This window comes from Stenomitos rutilans, assembly GCF_059505485.1.
Window position 1 is genome coordinate 14530 of the sequence record NZ_JCACKR010000116.1, and the last position, 17977, is coordinate 32506.

At 50.1% G+C, this 17977-nt stretch carries 29 protein-coding genes; 5 read left to right on the forward strand and 24 right to left on the reverse strand.

The window, feature by feature from the left end; genetic code table 11:
- Positions 1-26: 26 nt before the first annotated feature.
- From AC5JLP_RS23395 to AC5JLP_RS23430, 8 genes are all read right to left on the reverse strand, one after another.
- Positions 27-773 (reverse strand): hypothetical protein, encoded by a 747-nt coding sequence (locus AC5JLP_RS23395; RefSeq protein WP_496070371.1) that lies wholly within the window; start codon positions 771-773, stop codon positions 27-29.
- A gap of 5 nt (positions 774-778) precedes the next feature.
- Positions 779-982, reverse strand: a complete 204-nt coding sequence (locus AC5JLP_RS23400; RefSeq protein WP_496070372.1) for a hypothetical protein — start codon at positions 980-982, stop codon at positions 779-781.
- Positions 979-1347 (reverse strand): hypothetical protein, encoded by a 369-nt coding sequence (locus tag AC5JLP_RS23405; RefSeq protein ID WP_496070373.1) that lies wholly within the window; start codon positions 1345-1347, stop codon positions 979-981. Before AC5JLP_RS23405 ends, AC5JLP_RS23400 begins: the two co-directional genes overlap by 4 nt.
- A gap of 96 nt (positions 1348-1443) precedes the next feature.
- Entirely contained in the window at positions 1444-1638 is a 195-nt protein-coding gene (locus tag AC5JLP_RS23410; protein WP_496070374.1) for a hypothetical protein, read from the reverse strand.
- Positions 1639-1645: 7 nt separating this feature from the next.
- Positions 1646-3649 (reverse strand): DNA polymerase, encoded by a 2004-nt coding sequence (locus AC5JLP_RS23415; protein ID WP_496070375.1) that lies wholly within the window; start codon positions 3647-3649, stop codon positions 1646-1648.
- The gene (locus AC5JLP_RS23420; protein WP_496070376.1) at positions 3646-6567 is read right to left on the reverse strand and encodes a DUF3987 domain-containing protein; all 2922 of its coding nucleotides are present in this window, start codon (positions 6565-6567) and stop codon (positions 3646-3648) included. Before AC5JLP_RS23420 ends, AC5JLP_RS23415 begins: the two co-directional genes overlap by 4 nt.
- A gap of 99 nt (positions 6568-6666) precedes the next feature.
- Positions 6667-7401 carry a hypothetical protein gene (locus tag AC5JLP_RS23425; protein ID WP_496070377.1) on the reverse strand — a complete coding sequence of 245 codons (735 nt, stop codon included), beginning with the start codon at positions 7399-7401 and terminating at the stop codon, positions 6667-6669.
- A 163-nt stretch (positions 7402-7564) separates the two neighbouring features.
- Positions 7565-7963: a PH domain-containing protein gene (locus AC5JLP_RS23430; protein ID WP_496070378.1), complete on the reverse strand. Its 399-nt coding sequence runs from the start codon at positions 7961-7963 to the stop codon at positions 7565-7567.
- A 179-nt stretch (positions 7964-8142) separates the two neighbouring features.
- On the opposite strand from AC5JLP_RS23430, the gene AC5JLP_RS23435 reads away from it, so the two are divergent.
- Positions 8143-8376, forward strand: coding sequence for a helix-turn-helix transcriptional regulator (locus tag AC5JLP_RS23435; protein ID WP_496070379.1), 234 nt, complete (start codon positions 8143-8145; stop codon positions 8374-8376).
- Positions 8377-8469: 93 nt separating this feature from the next.
- The gene (locus AC5JLP_RS23440) at positions 8470-8664 is read left to right on the forward strand and encodes a hypothetical protein (RefSeq protein ID WP_496070380.1); all 195 of its coding nucleotides are present in this window, start codon (positions 8470-8472) and stop codon (positions 8662-8664) included.
- A 62-nt stretch (positions 8665-8726) separates the two neighbouring features.
- On the opposite strand, the gene AC5JLP_RS23445 is transcribed toward AC5JLP_RS23440, so the two are convergent.
- The 12 genes from AC5JLP_RS23445 to AC5JLP_RS23500 all read right to left on the reverse strand — a co-directional run bounded on the left by AC5JLP_RS23445 (position 8727) and on the right by AC5JLP_RS23500 (position 13359).
- A complete protein-coding gene (locus AC5JLP_RS23445; RefSeq protein ID WP_496070381.1) occupies positions 8727-9212 on the reverse strand; it encodes a hypothetical protein in 486 nt (161 codons plus the stop codon).
- 26 nt (positions 9213-9238) lie between these two features.
- Positions 9239-9364 carry a hypothetical protein gene (locus tag AC5JLP_RS23450; RefSeq protein WP_496070382.1) on the reverse strand — a complete coding sequence of 42 codons (126 nt, stop codon included), beginning with the start codon at positions 9362-9364 and terminating at the stop codon, positions 9239-9241.
- A gap of 160 nt (positions 9365-9524) precedes the next feature.
- Positions 9525-10022, reverse strand: a complete 498-nt coding sequence (locus tag AC5JLP_RS23455; RefSeq protein ID WP_496070383.1) for a hypothetical protein — start codon at positions 10020-10022, stop codon at positions 9525-9527.
- A complete protein-coding gene (locus tag AC5JLP_RS23460) occupies positions 10019-10237 on the reverse strand; it encodes a DUF2811 domain-containing protein (protein ID WP_496070384.1) in 219 nt (72 codons plus the stop codon). The genes AC5JLP_RS23455 and AC5JLP_RS23460 overlap by 4 nt, the downstream gene beginning before the upstream one ends.
- The gene (locus AC5JLP_RS23465) at positions 10234-10809 is read right to left on the reverse strand and encodes a J domain-containing protein (protein WP_496070385.1); all 576 of its coding nucleotides are present in this window, start codon (positions 10807-10809) and stop codon (positions 10234-10236) included. Before AC5JLP_RS23465 ends, AC5JLP_RS23460 begins: the two co-directional genes overlap by 4 nt.
- Positions 10806-11066, reverse strand: a complete 261-nt coding sequence (locus tag AC5JLP_RS23470) for a hypothetical protein (protein WP_496070386.1) — start codon at positions 11064-11066, stop codon at positions 10806-10808. Before AC5JLP_RS23470 ends, AC5JLP_RS23465 begins: the two co-directional genes overlap by 4 nt.
- Positions 11063-11479 carry a hypothetical protein gene (locus AC5JLP_RS23475; RefSeq protein WP_496070387.1) on the reverse strand — a complete coding sequence of 139 codons (417 nt, stop codon included), beginning with the start codon at positions 11477-11479 and terminating at the stop codon, positions 11063-11065. Before AC5JLP_RS23475 ends, AC5JLP_RS23470 begins: the two co-directional genes overlap by 4 nt.
- Positions 11476-11670 carry a hypothetical protein gene (locus tag AC5JLP_RS23480; RefSeq protein ID WP_496070388.1) on the reverse strand — a complete coding sequence of 65 codons (195 nt, stop codon included), beginning with the start codon at positions 11668-11670 and terminating at the stop codon, positions 11476-11478. Before AC5JLP_RS23480 ends, AC5JLP_RS23475 begins: the two co-directional genes overlap by 4 nt.
- Positions 11663-12124, reverse strand: a complete 462-nt coding sequence (locus AC5JLP_RS23485; protein ID WP_496070389.1) for a hypothetical protein — start codon at positions 12122-12124, stop codon at positions 11663-11665. The genes AC5JLP_RS23480 and AC5JLP_RS23485 overlap by 8 nt, the downstream gene beginning before the upstream one ends.
- Positions 12125-12188: 64 nt before the next feature.
- Positions 12189-12743 (reverse strand): DNA N-6-adenine-methyltransferase, encoded by a 555-nt coding sequence (locus AC5JLP_RS23490; protein ID WP_496070390.1) that lies wholly within the window; start codon positions 12741-12743, stop codon positions 12189-12191.
- Positions 12740-13183, reverse strand: a complete 444-nt coding sequence (locus AC5JLP_RS23495) for a hypothetical protein (RefSeq protein WP_496070391.1) — start codon at positions 13181-13183, stop codon at positions 12740-12742. The genes AC5JLP_RS23490 and AC5JLP_RS23495 overlap by 4 nt, the downstream gene beginning before the upstream one ends.
- The gene (locus tag AC5JLP_RS23500; RefSeq protein WP_496070392.1) at positions 13180-13359 is read right to left on the reverse strand and encodes a hypothetical protein; all 180 of its coding nucleotides are present in this window, start codon (positions 13357-13359) and stop codon (positions 13180-13182) included. The genes AC5JLP_RS23495 and AC5JLP_RS23500 overlap by 4 nt, the downstream gene beginning before the upstream one ends.
- A gap of 408 nt (positions 13360-13767) precedes the next feature.
- On the opposite strand from AC5JLP_RS23500, the gene AC5JLP_RS23505 reads away from it, so the two are divergent.
- On the forward strand, positions 13768-14298 hold the full coding sequence (locus AC5JLP_RS23505; protein WP_496070393.1) for a hypothetical protein: 531 nt from the start codon (positions 13768-13770) through the stop codon (positions 14296-14298).
- A gap of 5 nt (positions 14299-14303) precedes the next feature.
- Here AC5JLP_RS23505 and AC5JLP_RS23510 read toward each other — a convergent pair whose 3' ends face one another.
- From AC5JLP_RS23510 to AC5JLP_RS23525, 4 genes are all read right to left on the reverse strand, one after another.
- Entirely contained in the window at positions 14304-15404 is a 1101-nt protein-coding gene (locus AC5JLP_RS23510) for a hypothetical protein (RefSeq protein ID WP_496070394.1), read from the reverse strand.
- 188 nt (positions 15405-15592) lie between these two features.
- Complete coding sequence (locus AC5JLP_RS23515; protein ID WP_496070395.1) at positions 15593-16069, reverse strand: hypothetical protein; 477 nt, start codon at positions 16067-16069, stop codon at positions 15593-15595.
- Positions 16066-16566: a hypothetical protein gene (locus tag AC5JLP_RS23520; RefSeq protein ID WP_496070396.1), complete on the reverse strand. Its 501-nt coding sequence runs from the start codon at positions 16564-16566 to the stop codon at positions 16066-16068. The genes AC5JLP_RS23515 and AC5JLP_RS23520 overlap by 4 nt, the downstream gene beginning before the upstream one ends.
- Before the next feature lie 71 nt (positions 16567-16637).
- Positions 16638-16910, reverse strand: coding sequence for a hypothetical protein (locus AC5JLP_RS23525; protein ID WP_496070397.1), 273 nt, complete (start codon positions 16908-16910; stop codon positions 16638-16640).
- Positions 16911-17098: 188 nt separating this feature from the next.
- Between AC5JLP_RS23525 and AC5JLP_RS23530 the strand changes: the two genes are divergently transcribed.
- On the forward strand, positions 17099-17425 hold the full coding sequence (locus AC5JLP_RS23530) for a ribbon-helix-helix domain-containing protein (protein ID WP_496070398.1): 327 nt from the start codon (positions 17099-17101) through the stop codon (positions 17423-17425).
- Complete coding sequence (locus AC5JLP_RS23535; protein WP_496070399.1) at positions 17418-17912, forward strand: ribbon-helix-helix domain-containing protein; 495 nt, start codon at positions 17418-17420, stop codon at positions 17910-17912. The genes AC5JLP_RS23530 and AC5JLP_RS23535 overlap by 8 nt, the downstream gene beginning before the upstream one ends.
- Positions 17913-17977 lie beyond the last annotated feature (65 nt).

The following is a 17977-nucleotide window of genomic DNA, read 5'->3' on the forward strand; positions in this document are numbered from 1 at the left end:
AGGGTAACTGAATGCGGGTCGGGTCTTTACCGTGACCCGTTGCTATGGGGGGAGAGTTCAATTGCGGCAGTCGGTTTCACTTGCTGAAAACTGACAACCCACACGTAAGGATTGCTAGCCCAGGGATATTTATCGGCATTAATGGAATTCCACAAGTCTTCATATGCAAGGCGTGAGCTAAGACACCAGCGCGACCAGTCCCAGCCGATATTGTCACCCCCTGGTAATCCGTCACGATCAGGGATGCCGTACTTCACGGTTTGCCCACCGTCCTTGGAGAGTGCTGCTAAACCTTCCGCGATCGCATCCTCTTCGCTGATGTCTTGGAGCCGTTGCACTCGCACGTTTGTAATTTCCAATAAGAGTCGCGAGGCTTTACGAGGCATATGGATCGACGGCTTCCAGCCCGCTGTGCTGCCATCGGGTTCTGGCATTGGCTTGTTGCAGCGATACTGTCGATCGGCTCGATAAGCAAAGCATTCATGCGTTTCAGACTTGGCTGGTCGCCAAGTCTCTCTCACCCAAAGGCGATCGCCAACCTTACCGTATGGGCATTGCATCGCACTAAAACAACCTGTGTTAGCCGCGATCGCAATTAACTCGCCATCCTCAAGCTCAACATCTTTCCAGTTCTGAATCGCCCAGGATGGTAGCTTGGCTGCCCGTCTAGTCATCGTTTTCCGCCCTTCCAGAATGGCTTTTACCATTGCCCCAGAAAATAAAATCGGTCGTTCTCTTGCTGAGATCGTTGGTTCTAGCGTTGCGGTGCTCATGGCTTTTAACGGTTAAAAATGGGGTGTTTAATCCAGGCGAGGAAGCGGTGACATTGTTGGCAGCGCCAGTCTTCGATGCCGATCTGGGTGACGGAGGGGTAGCGATCGAGGCTTTTGCAAGCGGGGCATTGAGCGGGCGGTGGTTTAATGTCGGGAGCGGTTTTCTGGCGACGTGACTTTGGTGGGTCGGGAATAGCAAGCTGGGTCACAACGACTCCCTCACCCAGCGACCAGTAGCATCCAGCCAGCGGCGGCAGGTGGTATCGCTACCCACAAACTGCAAGCTGGTGATGCCTGTCGTGAACACAACCTGCCAGCACAACTCCTCTAGCTCTTGCCAGTAGGCAGGCTGGCAGATAGTAGCGGGACCTGGCTCGTACTGCACAATCAGGAACGGTTGCACGCCAGGGACGTAGGCAAAGCGAAGGTTAGCACTGCCCAAGGCAATCATGGTGCGGTGGGAAAGTTGGCAAAAGAGGTGCTCCAAGATGCTGCTGCGGAGACTGGGAGAGCTTACCAATTGCTGAGCGGTATGGCAGCGGAAGGCGCGGGATGAAAGGTCGATCGTGCTCATAGTTTTTGAATCAGGGGTTGGAAGTAACGGAGGATGACGAGTAGCGCGTCTGTGCGTTAACGGGGATGGGGTCTGTCGGCTTTGCCTTCGAGGTAGTCAACGTCTCGCCCTTGCGGCTCGTTTACTGGTGTTTTGTTTGGCAAACGCTTCCGCTGTTTCCACAACTTTGGTTAACTCCTGTACCACAATATTTTTGAGATTGTCGCGGTAGATGTTGCTCAATGCTGGACGTAAGCGCTTGAATAGATGCACCAACTCGGTATAGCGATCCGGCTCTTGTTTTTGCTGCATATGCCCCCTATTTGTCTGACCATGCTTTACAAACTTGCTTTTCCGGTGTGCTACCAAGGTCATCCACTGGAATAGAAGTGATAAAAACTTTCATTGCTGCCTGCATCTCCACCAAGATCAGGCGAGAGACCGCGAGAGCATAAGCTTCGTCACAGACAGCATCGAGTTCGTCGTGAGCGCAATTGCACAGGTACGCACCCCACTCTGGATGAGCATCAAACCCGTCAAGAATGCCTTTCATAGCCAGTTTGATCACATCCGCTTCAGTGCTTGTCCAGACAAAAGAACAGGCATCGGACAATTTGACAGAAGGTGGTGCAGATGGTTGAAAATCAGATTTAAATTTCCGCATGTGAATGCGTCGCCCTGACCAGCCATAGACAAGACTGTATGTGTCTTTTAATCCTGGCAAAGTGACACATACTTTATTAGCCTGGTCAACAATGTCTAGTTGATAACGGCGCAGTCCTGCGTAGGCAGTATCCCAAGCTTTCACTGCTAACTTGGCAACATCTTCAGAAAGGTCAATGCCAGCATCTGTCTTAGCTGTACGCTGTAATGTTGATGGCCCTGCACCATTCAACCGTCCGTAGAACACAGGTTTTGCTACCTGTCTTAACTGGTCTGCCCGTTGGCGATCGGGGGATGTCTTATCCTTACGAGTCTGCTTGATATACTCTGCTGACCAATCTAGCCCTTGTAGCTTTGCAAGCTTACTAGCTGTGACTGAGTGAAAGTCAGGATCATCACCACTGTTGTAAATTTCCACCAATGTCTTATCACCACTTGCCTCCGCAGCAATCCGAGCATGGGCAGCAGACAAGTCAGAAATAATGAGTGCCTTACCTTCAGGCACTTTAAAGAACGAACGTACCTCAGGTAAGTTAAGTGCCTTGATCTCATCTGGCATGGAGATGGGATTAGGAGGGTTTTGCAAATTGACATTAGGAAATTGATCTTTAGCTTTGTCACCGCAAGTTGAACGCCCAAAGCCCGTTGGGCCTAACTGCCGAAAACTACCGCGTACAGAGCCATCAGAATAAGCGCGTTGACAACCCTTGATGTAATCAATGTAGGTAGTCATCGTGCGCCACAGGCTCAAAGACTTCAGAGCGGGTTTGTCCCAATAGGGAGAAAGACCCCCCTGGTCTGTGCTCTCAACTGTGATACCCAACGTCTTTTGAATGGCTTGTTTAACTTGCTTCGGGCTGTCAGGATTAACACCTGGAAATGTTTCATTGAATGGCTGCAGTAAAGCACCACAAGCAGCTTCATATTGCTGTAAAACATCTCTGAGAGTTTCGATACAAACGGGAAAACCGTAATATTCCATTTGCACAAAGGCAGGGTTCGCACCACTTTCTGCTAGAGCAGGGCCACTCAGGTTGACATTGTCTAGCATCTTCCCCAGTTGCCTGAAGACATCGAGAACGACTAGAGAATCTTTTGCTGAATAATTACGTTGCGCGTTTGTAAGCGCTCCACCAAAGTCAGATTTTTGCTCAGCCTTGTCCACCTCAATACCCAGCCGTGCACAGATTGCTTTGAGATTGTGACGGTAGGGTACTCCTGCCCAATACAACTGACTGAACAACATCACATCGCGGACACAACGCGTATCAAAGCCAAACTTAACTTTGACCCACAATTGATCAAACTTTAAGTTCTGCCCCACCACACGCACATCTGGGTCTCGCAACATCTGACCGAGTAAAGGTAAGAACCCTGTAGCATCCAGACGCTGGCGGCAAAGGTTGCAATCATCCATAAACCCTCCCAAGTCCACCAACAGACTTAAGCCGTTGGTCAACCCAATGGAAATGAGTCTGATGTCGCCTCGCCAAGGGTCAAGGGCTGAACCATTGCTAGCAAAGGTCTCAATGTCAAACCCAAACATTTTTGACTGTTGCCACTCGGTTAATGCGTCCGCCCAGCGCACATCTGAGGGTGTGACAATACAAGGATCTAAAGCAATTTCAGGTTCAAGCAAGAGAGCTGTTTGATAACTCATGGTGTCTCTCCTTGTTGTTGCAAGTAGTCGGAAAACAACATCAATTCACTCAATGGCACCCGTCGCGGAAACATATCTAGTTCCGCCTCTCCGTCCATCACACCCTTGATCCGCACCCCCTCGTTATTGACGCGCCTGAAATGCACCGGCGGGGTTAACCAAGCAACCAAATCACCCTTCTTCAAGGTAGGAACTGGCACAAGGGGGGGTGGCTTTGGTTGTGCTGCGTTTGTCACGTCTGTCACAACATTTGTCACACCCTCTAACGCTTGCCCGGTATACTCTTGAGGTAGTTCTGTCACACTTTCAGAGATTTTTTTATTTTCTAAAACCTCTTCCACTTTGTTAACTTCTGTAACGGTATCTGGAGGTTTTGAAAAATTTTGATTTTTTGTGACAAACAGGGTTTTTTCGTCTGTATTGCCTTCCCCTGTTGTGTTGTAAGGTGTGACAAATTCGTCAAAAACCTGTGACAAATGTGACAAATCTACCTTTTCTGTGACAAACTTCCAGCGCAATGACTTTTTGTCACCGTGTGACAGTTCGCCTAAGCCAAGTTCAATAAGTTGCCTAATTTTGTCTCTTGCATCCTCAGCCGATTCGGCATAGCGTTTGCGAAGAATCTCCCGATCGCTGACTTCGCCAATGCGCTGGCTGAGTTCCACAATCTTGAGTAATTCGGGAGGGAGGTCAGTCTGAATTGTCTTGGCGTGTAGTAATTTGACCTGTTGGATGTAGTACTGACAGAGGTAGAGACTCCGTTGCATGGTTTTAGCGGGCACCCGGTCATCATCTGGGCATTCACCCAGGGCAATATCGAGGCAATGCAGCAGTAGTGCAATGCGGGCGGAGTAACCAATCATCTTGGCAAGGGCATTCTTAAAAGCGGCGGAACAGTACTCCCGTTGGTCTTCCACCCAGGACTCAAACTTGTAAAAGAGTTTTTGCGCTTCTGGAGAAAGTCGAAACATGCGGTCTGACGCTAAGTGGTCAAGCTTTGTGTAAACGTCCTCTAGTAGTGCACTGATGTCTGTAGGAGTGCTGCGATGGTCAGCCCTGATGTAGGGTGGATTGCTCCAAAGGATACGACCCCACATGCCATCACTATCTTCTTTGTTACCCATCTGTTGTTCCAGGACAGAGGTTTGGATGGCTCCAGACAAAGAGACTGCCGACTTGGGTACAAAGACACTGGCATTCTCAGTCTTGCGGTCTGTCTTCAGGTCGCCGCCATTCCACAAGCGCAACAACTTTTTACGGTCATTGCCTTTGCCACCAGACTTGTACTGGTCTAGTCCATCAAACAATTCTGCTAACTCGTCGTAGAGCAAGCTAAACCCAGTGGCTGATTCCTCTTGAGCGTGCAAAGCAATAGCAGCATCAAGAGTAGTGTCTTCCAGGTAGTAGTGCCGCTGATTCGGTTGTTTGGGTACCTCAGAAGCGTCAGCTTCTGCGCGTTCCTCCCTCTTCTTACCGTCCCACTGCCGTTTGTTGATCTCATACTCTTCTTTACGAGCTTCAAACTCTTCACGGGCTTGCACCTGCAACTTCACCAAGGGTTTACGAATCACCTTCATGGCAGGCGATTTCTTAAACCCTGGTTCACCCACAAAGCCTGTCCACAAAACGCAAGGTTCTGTCCACCCTTGATGCACTCGAATATCAGCACGGGTACCGACAATGCCAGCACACACCGCCATAAACACTTGGTGCAAACATTCGGGGGCAATGGGTAAGGCTAAAGCCTGTTGTGTGAGAGCATCAGCCAGGTAATTTGGGTAGACCTTGTGAAGATCCAGCCGATCCTTTGAGTAATAAGCCAGTTCCTGTAACAACTCTTTTTGGTTGTTCAGTGATTCAGCAGCATCGTCATCCGGCAATTCCAGGACAGACCGTTGCTGACTACGAGTGACAGCCTCTTTATAGAGTCGCCAAGCATACCCTTTGATGCAACCCTCGATCGCGTCGGGAGGGAGAGAGGTGGAGCGACTTTTTTGACTCGCGGAACGCCAGATTGTTTCTCTTTCTGCTGCCTCAATCGTTGGATGACAGCAATCGCAGTATGCCTCAAACATTGACCGAGGGTCGTCGTCAAACCGTTGTCCAAGTGCTTGCAGATAATTGGCGGTACCAATGAGGTTTGCTGCTAACGCAAACCCTCGGTCATTCCGTACACCCTCACCTACACCCCGCGCAATCAGGCTGCGGTTCTCATGACTAAGGCACAACTCTAACGGTATGCTCTCAGCCAGCGGTACTGTACAACGTTCTTCAAACGTGTGCCAGCGCATTGAAATTTGCGTATCCGTGCTGTCAAGCTGTATCTGTGGTACAGCTTGCCTGAGCATGTCATAGCTGTAATCACTGTTGCTCTGACTGACAATCTGCACTTGTCCTGCTTCTGGGTGCCAGCAGCCAGCTAGACGCATCACCCGACTGGGGTTCTTAAGTTTGCGATCGGCGTTCGCATACTCCAATAGGTCTGTTTGTAAAACCTTCCAGGCCTCTGGGTAACAGGGTTCTTCCAATAGCCAGAAAGAGTAAACTGACCGATTGCTAGTATCAACTTGGATGGTTGGCTCAGGTAACTGTAAAGATTGCCACAGTACCTTACTAGCCTCCCGCTCCAGATCATCGTGTTCGTAGAAGACAGCACGACCACTCTTAATCTCGTCGTCTTTATGACCGCCGCCATTCACCACAAAATAGATACTCTTACCTTCAGCCTGGTAAGCCTCTAAGGCAGACCAATCCAAGTCAGGCATGATTTCACTACGGTTAATCCCTTTCTCCAGTTTGTTCTTAGAAAACAAGCGCAGAAACACAAAATCTCCGTCTTGGTACCCCAGTGATCTCAGATGGGCGATTGCTTGCCCCTTGTCAATGGGACAGTTTGTTGCGACGCTTTGGTTAGCCATTTTCAGGTATCTATGCGTGGGGAATGGTTAGGAGCGGATCGAGAGGTGAGACTCTCGACCGCTCCGTTAAATAGAATTAAGAGGGTCTAGGGAAGTGATTCAGAAAGGTATGGCATCTTTTGCTGCTTCTGTAATCTTTTCTACCTGCTCTTTTGCAGCTTCTACAGAGCCAAAAAGTGTGGCAATCTTCTCCAGACGGCGCGGCTTCAGAATCCACTCTCGTGCCTCATCAAACTCGTCTACGTGAGCAGCCTTGTTCAACATGGTTTGGAAGGTGTCCCAGTCCGGATGGCCTGGTGCTGACGCAGGTGCAGGGGTACCATCATCAAACGGGTTGTCGCCAGTCAGTAGAGCCTCAAGGTTGATAGCAGCTTCCTTGTAAGCTGTGATGGTGTCTTTGGCAGCAGGTTTAGCGGGTGATGGCTGTACGGTGTACTTTGTGTCCATACCATTACCAGAACGGCTAATTGTGATGTCGTAACCGTTGGGATGCCCCCACTCGTCATTGTCGTAAAAAGCTTCTAGCTGATCCTGGACAGAGACTTGTGTAATCTCCCAGATCGCAAGTTGCTCTTTGGCATAGTCCCAGACGACCATCGCCCAGAAGTATTTGATGCTCTCTGGCTTGCCAGTCTTGTCGCTCAGGCGAATATCGGTTGGGTTGCCAGGATGCTCCATGGAGCGGACGGGTTTGTTCTGGTTATTCCAGTACACATAGCCAACTGTGGCATCCGAAAGAATGCGTACTTTGTTCTTGCCGTCCTGAGGACGGAAGTAGTTGCCACCACCAGAGGTGCGGACGGGGCGAGATTCAACAGCGGGTAAAAAGCCCATATGAGGTTCCTGTTGTGAGTGTTGTGAGTAGAACGTTGCCCGTAGGCGATGTCGTTGTACGGCAGGTTTAAGGTTTCAGCCGCTTCAACCTGGATGAGAAGAGAAAAGGGCGATGGCTAAGTCGCCCATTCGTCGCAAAACGAACACTGCAAAACTTGATTAACTAAAACGGGGACTCGTCTTCCCCCCAACTTTCCCGAAAGCACCAGCGCTTGCTCTGGAACTCTGGATGCTGACGTACAGCCTGCATCACTTCCAAAAAACCTGGTGCATTGGTGACGAGATTCACAAGAGCATCCTCGTCTTCCCATTCGTTTTCCATGAGGATCATTAAGCGCTCGATTTGATCGACAGGTCGATCGAGATGAATCGCTGTGATGTAAAACGTCTGCGGGGTTGTCTTCTCTGGTACGCGCTGCGTCTCGATCACTTGCTGCGCTGCCACCTGTCGGTAAACTCGTAGCGCCTCGTCCGCACGTTGGGCTACGGCTAAAGATTGGAGTGCCTCGGTTTGTGGGGATGGCGCGATCGGCTCTTGAGTCGTCGTTGCTGCTGTTATCATTTGTAATATCCGTAAGTTGCTTGTAACGGCTTGTGGTAGAAGACCAGCGCTGGAAGCCTCGGAAACTGTCAGCGCTGGCTCTTGTCAATAGGCTTGCTTTCGCTTGCCCTCCTCTATTATTACAAGAAAACTGGGGAATTACAAGAAAACTGGGAAATCTGTTGTAGAATAGGGATGTAATGAAGCTTTCAGGGGGTGAATTTGTGAAGGTGTTTCGGGAAAGAACTGGTAAAAACCAGCGCGAATTTGGTGCCGAGATCGGTGTGAGTGACCAGACAGTGAGCAACTGGGAGACAGGGGTTTCTAAACCCAAGTTGAATCCTCCGCAAATGCTTAAGCTTTGCCAGTTACTTAATTGTTCGTTGGAAGATCTTGCGGAAGCTTTCTCAAGTTCAGATAAATCAGCGGCTTGATTAGGAAGGCGACGCACAGACGTTTCAGAGAGTGTGCGATCGCCCGTCGTTTCAAGAGTGCGATCGCAATTTGAATAGGGAGAGAATATAAACATGTTTAGACTCACTGAAGAACAGAAGCAGGGGATTAAAGCGGATGCATTGCGCGAGTGCGTTTTGTTTGCCTATGCTCACGGACGGATCACTGAGGGATGCGGCATGGACTTGCTGGGCATTGATCGTCTGGGCTTTCGAGGCTTATGGCTGGCGTTTTTGGCGGTCAATCCTGATGTTGAAACGCTGGACTAGCCTGTTTGTGACCCAGCGATCGCCTAGTCCTCCCTCTGTGTCACCAGATGGGAGGATTCTTTTTAAGGGCTGGACCTAGAAGCTCGATCGAGATACTCCTGCCACTGCGTCCAAACCCCGTTCTGCACAAAACCCCAATCACGTCGCCGCTTGCCCGTGAAAAACAGGGTCCAGGTTTCACCACCCGCTCTCTCTGGGTCTAGCTCCAACCGATGCAACGCTTCAGCTGATCGCATTCGGAACGAACCAGCACCACGCCAAAATTTACCTTCAGGTGTGTACTCCCAATAGCCACCCGTCAGAAGCAGCGAGGCCCAGTGCCAGGGATGGTCATGGAGGGCGCGATCGTGGTCTGATCGACAGATGTGATGCAGCAGTAGATTAAAAGGTGGTTCTTGAATGTTGCTGCTGTTTTGCCCATCTTTACGACCCTGAAACAGCAAGAAGTAGCGTTCCAGGTAGACCGACCCGCTTTGGTCGTCGAGGATGACACGCAGGCGATCGTGCCTTGCCAAGAAGTCAGCTAATCTGTGCAAGAGCTTGAGCATGGGTTTTGAGTAACGTTTAGGCATCATCAGGACTTGCGATAGAGCGTTTCAAGGGTTTCTTTCTGCGTTTCCAGGTCTAGTTCGCGTTCAAGTTGGCGGCATTTCTTGTAAGTAGTGATCGCGCTTTTGGTAGCAGCAACGAGGTCAAACATTGACTTGACAGTGAAGCTCAGAGAAATTGCTGTTAACAGGGCCAAGCTCATCATTGCCTCCGCTGAACGGGAGATTGAGCCGCTTGCTCTCTTTGCCAGAGCACTGCCAGTCGCAGCAGCTTGAGATGGAACGGGGGGTAGGTGGGGTAGTAGGTGAGTTTCATGCCTCTACCTCCTGATACTCAACCGCCACCACCACCGCTTTCACGATCGACCCAGGTTCGTTGTCCTGAAAAACATGCCAGTGTGGCGGGATCATAAAAGCGTGGTTGGCGTGAAAGCGAAACCAGACAGAGCCAGGCTCAACGCCATCACCCAGCTCCAGCAGGTCAGTGCCGATTTGCAGCACAACACCTGGATTCTGTTGGCAGAAAAGCGGGCACGGCTCCCAGACAGCGCTGACGATGTAGGCTTCTTCCAAGCGATAGGTCAGTACACCGCCGTGCTGCAACGTGATTTTGAGCCAACAACCGCGCAGCGCTGTTTGCACGCCCTTTGCTTTGGCAGTGGGCAATGGTAGCGCGATCGGCAGCACATCCTTACCTGAGAAGGCATACCATTCACGTGAAAGGTGATTGAAGAAAGGTTCGCTGTAGTTGTGTTGCTGACAGTAATGCCAGACTAGAGCGGGAACGGAAGAGAGAGGAGTGTGGGTCATGCCTCCCCTCCCGCCGATCGCTTAAACAACGCATCTAAATACACCCGCGCTGCCGCCCTCGACTCCCCCACATCGCCAGTGCGGTTCTGCAACAGAAACAATGCCAAGGCAGCGGCAAAGACCCGATCGGTGTCGTAGCCAGGTCGTAACGCCAGAAACGCCCTCAGCGAGTCGTGAAGATGCTCTGGCACTTCAATCAGTAGGGAGACTGTCATCGCGTTACTCCTGCCGTTAGCTCAAAACGGCTGCTGGGCAAGTAAAAGACCCAACTTGATTCGCCAAACTCCAGCGTGAAATACTTTCGTGCCCACTCTTCGCGCATGGTGCGGTTAGGTGCAATCTTGAGCAGGTGTTCGCGGTAGTGCGTGCGATCGTTGCCTCGATCGGCAAACAACACCCCTCGAAACCATTCAGGACGCGGTTCGATCCGTGATCGCCTGAAAGTGTGGATAAACGTGTGCAAATGCAACCCAGGGAAAGCGTCACTCAAGCAGGTGCGATGGTATGCACCTTGCCACCCTTGTTTAAATTCGCGCTCCCACCTTGGTAGTTTCTGAGCAAGGTAATCACTCCACTTTTGCCCGTTGTCCGCCTCTACGCTGGCAACGGCTTCTAGCAAGTCGTAAGCGGCATTAAGATCTTGCGCGACCTCGGTTGCTTTTTGTAAGCGTTGAGGGTTTAAGTCTGGGTGCCACTGCCGGATCATTCGCCTGTAAGCATCCTTAAGCTGAATCAAGGTAAAGGGTGATTCCAGCGCTAAAAGATTGATAGCCTCTTCAAAAGTCACGCTTCTACCTCCTCGCCTACAATCTCCAAGTATTGAAAATGCACCGTCTCCAGTCGTGCGCCAAACTCGATGTCGATGTAGTACTGCGCTTTGCCGCCTAGCTTGAGGACATCAGCAGGCTTCAGGTAGGGCAGCGACCTGATTACCCCTTCTCGCTGCCTCTGCCTTGGGCTGCAAGCGCGAGGTATGGTGCGGACTTTAAGACCGATGCAGACGTTGAGCTTGGTCAGTTTGATGAGTGCTTGAGTAGTTGTCATGCTGCTGCCTCCGCCTTTGCTAGAGATCCAACAATTGGCTCTAGTCTTTCGATTTGCTGCTCGATCGTGAGGTGTCTTGCATAAAAAGGCCCTGTATCCCCAACTTTCCGAGGGCTGAAACACAGGCGCAGATAACGACTACTTGCACCACTGATTTCAAGTCGCACACCATAGCGATGGCAGAGCAGTACAAGCAAAGTGAGACCATCGTCGTCATAGGTGGATAGGGTGCCATAGAAGACAATTTCAATCCAGCGATCGCTACTCCAATCAACTTTTTTGTTGGCAACGGCACTTTGCTGATGGTAAAGACCTCGAAACGCCTGCCCTAAAATGTCTGCAACGAGCTTGCCAAACTCGCTTAAATCGTCACGGTAATAGGTAAGCCATTCAGCGCCAGAGAACTTAGTCACGCTGCTTCCTCCTCAACCAACTTTGCTTCATACGCTTCGGCCCGCTTAAACCAGTACCACAGCTCGTCCTCACTGCGACTACTGGGCACATGGCGACGGCATTCCTTCGCTAGACGCTTCCATTCCTGCTGTTGTGTGCTGAGTTGCTGTGTCGATCGCGCCGCTGTTCTCCAACCAGTACTTTCATCCATGCCCCGCTTCTCCAAAACGTTGACGGTTTACTTCATCCCAATGAGCGCGTCTACTCACACGTTCGCGACCGTTCGGTAGGCGGTCAGACCGTGGAGCACCCTTAAAACTGGGGTCAACCCACGATCGGTAAGGCGCATAGACCCGATCGACAGGCCGTGGTTTGGGCTGATAACCAGCCGGAAACACCCGCATCTGTGGGTAAAGCACGCATGGCTCTACCAGGTTGATCACACCCTCTACCTTTAACTGCTCAAACGCTTTGAGGGTGTGCACACCCAGGCGACGGCGACCCACGATCGGTAGCCGACAAGCCACAGCCAATCGCATGACATCAATACCAGGGCGTTGTGCGACAATAGCGGCGACTTGGGCTTTGATGGCCTCAAACGGACGGTCTAAAACTGGTTCCCGACATTTGCGCCGAGATTTGCGTGGTACAGTGGTTCTAGTCATAAGTTCTCTCTGGTAGGGGAACGCTGGAGCGATCGTTTGCGGGGGCAGCGATCGCTTTTTGCTGTTAAAGCAGTAACGCAGGCGCAAAAATCTTTCCCTGCTGAGCAAAGACTTCGGCAAAGCGTTGATAATTTGAACCTAAATAGAAAATTGTTGATCCTGGAACAGGTGAGTTGTTCCAAGTCGTGCCTTTAGCTTTAGCCTCACTCTGCTTCTGGGCTAGTAATGCAGCTGATGGTACAAACCGAATGCGTTTGCTACGGCAGTGGTAGGCATGATCAAACAGTGCTTCCATTGCTGCACTGTCACCACGCACAAGCGCGATCGCCTGTTCAAAATCGCCTCGTTTCCAATCGGCTAACAATTTGGTGCAGAACCGACTACCAATATTGCCATATGGCGGATTGAGCCAGATTGTTTTTGCCGTCCAGGATTGCGCTAAACCGTTTGTCTGTTCAGTGAAATACCGATCGGCCTGAATCCATTCTTGAGCAACAATGTTAGAGGCCGGGTCTAGCTCGATGCTGCCCATCACAGTACGGGCAAGTGCAATGATTTCAGGTGGTGTATACCACTCGTTTGATTTAGACGAGGTTAAAACCTCAAAGGCTGCGTTCACTGCACACCTCCTGCTACCGTTGTCGTCTCTGTCTCAATGGCAGCTAGGTACGCAGTGAGGAGTACGATCGCCGCTTCAGTTCGATCCCCATCCCATCCCCGATCAAGGGTGCGAATGTCGTCGGCTGCTAGGAACAAAACAGCCGTATACGACTTATCGTCTGGATAGTAGTCGAGTGCCAGCCGCAATCCTTTGACCGCGATCGCACTCATCAATGCTGACAGCAGCATCGCTAACCCACTGCTGGAGATGGCACCAAGGGTCGTGGCCCAAATGGTGAACCAGGTATCACCTACCCGCACGTCAATGTCATGCCCACCACTAAAATTGGTGCGCTCGAGGCGGCAAAACTCAGGGTCGTGCTGGCTCCAGGTGCGGAGTTGTGCGAGGATGCGATCGGCTTCGGTAGTAGGCGCGATCAGGTGTTCTGCGTTTGTCACGCGACCACCTCCTTAGTTTTTGTTTTCGAGGCTTTGACCCAGCGCCAGACAGTTGTGTAGTCAACGACCAGTCGCCCGTATTCGCGCTTCAAAGCGTCTTCCACCTGCCTGTAACTCAGCCCCTCCCCGTAAAGAGCAAGAGCTTGTTTGCGGTATTTCGTTGTTTCAGCTGCCATAAATTGTTGTGTCCTCAACACTCAAGAACTTAAAGAACCCGCTCAGATGGCGGGTTGGATTTATTAAGGAGTAACGCGGTTCAAGCAGGGATTGCTTTGATTAGCCTCAGCATAGTTTTAGATCAGTGATCTTGTCAATTAGATCACTGATCTATTTAAGATTGGCAAACAAATCGACTAAGCTCAGTTCAGTGATCTGACCTACAATTAGAGTGAAGTTAGTCTTTGAGTCCGAAAATGTTAGATGATGCTGTTTTTAACGATCGGTTTAGGAAGCTTGTGCTTCGTATCTGGGACGCAAGGAAGAACAGTGAAGACATTGAAGCGTTTGCACGTGAGCACTTCAACCTTTCAGAATCTGGTTTTAGGAATTGGTTGCGGGGAACTAATGCCACGAGAGATTTCCTCATGATTGAGGCGCTTGGCCGCCTGGACGGTATGACCTTAGAAGAAACAAAAGCTTATTTCTACGGCAAAGAGGTTTCAGACAATTTAGAGGATAGAAGCTTGGGGGAGTCTAAGGCGTTGCTGTGCATCGCAGCAGCGCCAGTGGAAAGCCTTTCTAAATACCTTCAAGCAATTACTGATCGTTTGGCTCTCATCGCTAGGGATAACTTGCAGCACATTACTCCTATTAACAAGGTGGCGGCAGAATTTAGTCGTTCGCTCTGCACGGTGCTAGTCGAGCAAAAGATGACCCTTGAAGAGATATCGGTCAAATGCGAGATTGAATTACCTTGTCTTAGAGCAGTGGCAGCAGGTCAGAAGGTGCCAAGCCACCGAGTAGCGATCGCGCTTCAAGGCTTGCTAAAAGATTTTCAAGGGCGGGTTTACGAAGGAGAAGATCTGCTCGAAATCTTAGAGCAAGTAGAGCCACAGATTGTTAAAAACGTGAAAACGCCGCCTCAGCAGAAGCGGCGTAAAGCAAGTCAAAGTTAATCAGATTAGACAACTGTCATGTTGGCTTTAGCAATGTCCAGGACTTTGGCAATTCGCATCCATTCACCGTCGCAGAAAATACGCTGGAATGATGTGTACCAATTCGTTACTTCATCGTAATCATGTAAGTAAGCTTTGTATTCGTAGTTCTGTAAAAAACCATCTCGCTCAAGATAGGTCTGCATTTTTTCAAGCTCACCTGGTGCCCAACCTGCCTTATTGATTGAGCCTGCTCCAACCCAGTAACTGATTGTTTTTTCGGTCAACTTGGCATATTGGCGCGAAACAATAATCGGTTTACTTTCTGCCTCTGTCACCAATGTCATTACATCCGGCGAGTGTAAGATGCTGTTGTATATTTCGGTGAAAGTTAGATCACCTGGTAATAACAACTCTTTCTTATGACCGTTTCCATTTACTTGTTCAATCATGTTCTGCACTTCCCTGCGCTGTAGTCGCCCTGCCAGTAATGCTTCTTTTGCAGAGAACGCTTTGTACAGGCAAGGGACTTGATCCTTAACCTGATAATAAAACTCAAAGTTAGTCTGTGGATACAGCAAAAAAGCGCATTCTGCTATATCCCAACGACCTTCATGTAGTGCGATTGCGTCTTCTTTGGACGTACAATAAATCCGAATTTTATCGGACGGCTCCAGGACACTGCGCTCCAGGATTTCCTTATGCGTCAATAGCGGTAAGCGCTTGAAAGCGTTCTGAGCGGCTAGGCGCAATAATTCAGGGGTCATTAGGTCAGGAACACTTAGATTGATATTGTCATTTTGCCCTAACTTTGAGCAGCTATCAGTTCTATTGTCAGCAATCGCCGTGATTGCGGTCACAGGGTCAGCAACTAGCAGCGTTCCGTGCAAACAATCATCTTGAAATTGCCACCGGGCATTGATAGTTAACACTTGGTCACGTCCGATCGGCTTAGCCACGTACCGCAGCTTGACGGTGCCCTGCGTTTTGGCAGCAGCGACGATCTTCAACCATTGCTCTAGTGGTATCCAGTTGGTGATCGGTTTGTGCAGACAGAGTGGTACTGCCTCATCTGGTTCCCATTGTTGGGTGATCGTGCCTGATAATGTTACTGTGCACCGGGGCATTTGCATGTTCGGTTGTATCTGAGACATGTTTATGCTTTGACTAGAAGGGTTTAAGGGCTTGATGCACCGCCATTAACTCTTCACCTGAGTCAAAAATTATACATCAACAAAGGTTTTGAGTGGTACATCTGTACGACTATAAAGCCGCTCAAAAATTGGCGATGTCTGTTGCAGCTTCGATTGAACAGTCAAAAAACTAGCCCAAACGGGTGTTTAACGAGGCTGGGTGGACGGCTTTTGCGTACTTGCACACACACTGGCACTGTCAGAACTTTTTCTTCAGCCCAGCCAGCCTTCAGGCGTGTTTTAATAACATCTCTAGGAATGCCGCGAAGCTCGACCCATTCAGCAATTGTCTTGCTTTCGCCGCGCAATGTTAAGAGTCTGTTGTTTCGCCTGTTTCTTGCTTGCTCTGCCCATGTTCCCCAAATAACGTTACCTGGCTCATAGTTGCCATCGTTATTCTTGCGCTCAAGCGTGTGCTGTGGCGATGGCTTGCCACCCATGTCTTGCAGAAAAACCGCAAAACTTTTGCGCCATTGAGGGCAAACTTTAATGCCCCTGCCGCCGTAGTGCTTGTAGCTTGGGTGAGCAGGATTAGTGCAGCGCTGAATCATTCCAGACCATGTGTCGTAGAGCGGATGCTTCGATCGCTTCTGTATCATTTTTTCGCCTCGCAGCGGCAGCGGTTCAGCGAGTCTTCGTAAATGAGCGTGTCGTCCTCGTCCACATAAACTGCCTCTAGCGGTGTTTTGCCGAGCGAATAACTCAAGTCATAACGCCATCCAGGTCGTGAGTTATGCCGTAACGACTCGTAGGGGTTCTCGTATGCCATACCCACGATCGTGCCCTTATGTTTGCCGTAGTAGACCGACTCAAAGAGCTTGAACTTAGGGGCTGGTACGGCGGCGGGGATGGCTATAATCAGGCGCTCTATTGCGCCTCTTTCGTCTAGCGGGAAAACCTTGCTTTCGTGCAACACATCGCTAAGCTGGACAGGTTGATAGAAATCGATGTGGTAGTTAAAGCCAGGGTCAAAGCGACAACCATCGGCATCAGTCGTGTAAGTAAAAGCCGTGATCACGCCACACTCACCCGCTGCTGACTGGACGTGTTGCCCTGTTTCATAATGCGGCTGCGGAAAATGGTAGGTGTTAGCCATCGTTCTAGTCCTCTAAATGTGCAGTGGGAAAAGAAGGGGAGAAGGCTCCCCAGTTGCAGCAGGTAGAAGGATTAGAACGGGGTAGTAAGCTGCTCGATTTCAGACTCAGGATCGAGCGTGTAGCCTGTCAGCTTGTAGAGGTTACGCAGATAAGCGACTTCACGTAGTACGTCGCAAAAGCCCTCTGAGAGCGTCACCACATCTAGCTTCATGGAGCGATCGAGCTTGTGGTTAATCAACGTCACCCGATGGATGTACTGACGCGGCAGGGTGACATCGAAACGGGTGGCTAACTCGTTGCTGGTGAGGAGGAATGGGTCAGCGTTGAGAACGGCTTGAGTCATAATGAGTGCAGATCCTTTTGTAGAAGGGGATTTAGAGAGCCGCTGTGAACTTCTTGGTCGGAGAGAGCAGCGGTTTCTCTATGTCACTATCTTAGTAATACTGAGTATGCTTGTCAACATATTGAGTAATACTTGTGCTACGATAGTATTAATCAAGCGATACTGATGTTGTCGCTTGGGGTTGTTGTATGCCGGAAGGTAAAGAGAAGATGGCTAGAACTTCTATAACAGTTCCAGAAAGTCTGCTAGAGCGATTTAGAAAGTATTGCGATAAACAGCGCCGCTCTGTTTCATCTCAAATAGCTTTGCTAATGGAGGAGGTGGTTGATGATACAGATGCGCCTGTGCCCGGATCGTTTGCTCAATCCACTCATGTGAAGAGCTTAGAAGACGCTGACACCGATATCGTGGTTACTGATGTCGGACACGGCAATCCCGGAAATTTTAGTAAGCCGCGTTCCGAGTTTTCGGAACCGAAAATACGAGACGCGGGTGAGGAGGAGAGTAATGCTTAACCCATCCACTCTTGATCCTCTGTCCTTGCCATCTTTACCGCTTGAACAGCGATCGCAACTACCCACATCCCCTTGCATCTACTTCGCGATCGATAGCCGAGGTGTTGTTCAGTGCATAGGCGGCACTGGTAATCTACAGAAGCGATGGCTACAGCATCATCGGTACAAACAACTGAAGAACCTCGGTAGCATATCCGTAGCTTACTTGTCCGTTGACAAGCCAGCGCTGTTACGAGAGATTGAAGATGCTCTCATTGCTTGGTTTAATCCACCGCTGAATGGTTCGGCGGTTGTAGGAGAGATTCGGAGGGTGTCACTCTGCTTGGAGGAGGATCTGAAGGAAAAGCTTGAGCGTTTAGCCAAAGCGCGTAAGCGTTCGCTAAGCAATCTAATCGAAACTTGCATGGAAGAAATTGCGAAGCAGGCTGAGAAGAGCGGCGAACTTGAGGGCGAAGGCGATCGACCACAGGGCAAGAAAAAAGACTAACCAACGAACGTCTTAAACGCTCGTTGACATATCGCTAGCCGCACGCTTACGGCGCTCAAAGCAGT

Excerpts from the sequence above, each read along its gene's own strand:
- AC5JLP_RS23395 (WP_496070371.1), bottom strand. The coding sequence starts at position 773 with ATGAGCACCGCAACGCTAGAACCAACGATCTCAGCAAGAGAACGACCG.
- AC5JLP_RS23405 (WP_496070373.1), bottom strand. The coding sequence starts at position 1,347 with ATGAGCACGATCGACCTTTCATCCCGCGCCTTCCGCTGCCATACCGCT.
- AC5JLP_RS23410 (WP_496070374.1), bottom strand. The coding sequence starts at position 1,638 with ATGCAGCAAAAACAAGAGCCGGATCGCTATACCGAGTTGGTGCATCTA.
- AC5JLP_RS23415 (WP_496070375.1), bottom strand. The coding sequence starts at position 3,649 with ATGAGTTATCAAACAGCTCTCTTGCTTGAACCTGAAATTGCTTTAGAT.
- AC5JLP_RS23420 (WP_496070376.1), bottom strand. The coding sequence starts at position 6,567 with ATGGCTAACCAAAGCGTCGCAACAAACTGTCCCATTGACAAGGGGCAA.
- AC5JLP_RS23425 (WP_496070377.1), bottom strand. The coding sequence starts at position 7,401 with ATGGGCTTTTTACCCGCTGTTGAATCTCGCCCCGTCCGCACCTCTGGT.
- AC5JLP_RS23430 (WP_496070378.1), bottom strand. The coding sequence starts at position 7,963 with ATGATAACAGCAGCAACGACGACTCAAGAGCCGATCGCGCCATCCCCA.
- AC5JLP_RS23435 (WP_496070379.1), top strand. The coding sequence starts at position 8,143 with ATGAAGCTTTCAGGGGGTGAATTTGTGAAGGTGTTTCGGGAAAGAACT.
- AC5JLP_RS23440 (WP_496070380.1), top strand. The coding sequence starts at position 8,470 with ATGTTTAGACTCACTGAAGAACAGAAGCAGGGGATTAAAGCGGATGCA.
- AC5JLP_RS23445 (WP_496070381.1), bottom strand. The coding sequence starts at position 9,212 with ATGCTCAAGCTCTTGCACAGATTAGCTGACTTCTTGGCAAGGCACGAT.
- AC5JLP_RS23450 (WP_496070382.1), bottom strand. The coding sequence starts at position 9,364 with ATGTTTGACCTCGTTGCTGCTACCAAAAGCGCGATCACTACTTACAAG.
- AC5JLP_RS23455 (WP_496070383.1), bottom strand. The coding sequence starts at position 10,022 with ATGACCCACACTCCTCTCTCTTCCGTTCCCGCTCTAGTCTGGCATTAC.
- AC5JLP_RS23460 (WP_496070384.1), bottom strand. The coding sequence starts at position 10,237 with ATGACAGTCTCCCTACTGATTGAAGTGCCAGAGCATCTTCACGACTCG.
- AC5JLP_RS23470 (WP_496070386.1), bottom strand. The coding sequence starts at position 11,066 with ATGACAACTACTCAAGCACTCATCAAACTGACCAAGCTCAACGTCTGC.
- AC5JLP_RS23480 (WP_496070388.1), bottom strand. The coding sequence starts at position 11,670 with ATGGATGAAAGTACTGGTTGGAGAACAGCGGCGCGATCGACACAGCAA.
- AC5JLP_RS23485 (WP_496070389.1), bottom strand. The coding sequence starts at position 12,124 with ATGACTAGAACCACTGTACCACGCAAATCTCGGCGCAAATGTCGGGAA.
- AC5JLP_RS23500 (WP_496070392.1), bottom strand. The coding sequence starts at position 13,359 with ATGGCAGCTGAAACAACGAAATACCGCAAACAAGCTCTTGCTCTTTAC.
- AC5JLP_RS23505 (WP_496070393.1), top strand. The coding sequence starts at position 13,768 with ATGATTGAGGCGCTTGGCCGCCTGGACGGTATGACCTTAGAAGAAACA.
- AC5JLP_RS23510 (WP_496070394.1), bottom strand. The coding sequence starts at position 15,404 with ATGCCCCGGTGCACAGTAACATTATCAGGCACGATCACCCAACAATGG.
- AC5JLP_RS23515 (WP_496070395.1), bottom strand. The coding sequence starts at position 16,069 with ATGATACAGAAGCGATCGAAGCATCCGCTCTACGACACATGGTCTGGA.
- AC5JLP_RS23520 (WP_496070396.1), bottom strand. The coding sequence starts at position 16,566 with ATGGCTAACACCTACCATTTTCCGCAGCCGCATTATGAAACAGGGCAA.
- AC5JLP_RS23525 (WP_496070397.1), bottom strand. The coding sequence starts at position 16,910 with ATGACTCAAGCCGTTCTCAACGCTGACCCATTCCTCCTCACCAGCAAC.
- AC5JLP_RS23530 (WP_496070398.1), top strand. The coding sequence starts at position 17,099 with ATGCCGGAAGGTAAAGAGAAGATGGCTAGAACTTCTATAACAGTTCCA.
- AC5JLP_RS23535 (WP_496070399.1), top strand. The coding sequence starts at position 17,418 with ATGCTTAACCCATCCACTCTTGATCCTCTGTCCTTGCCATCTTTACCG.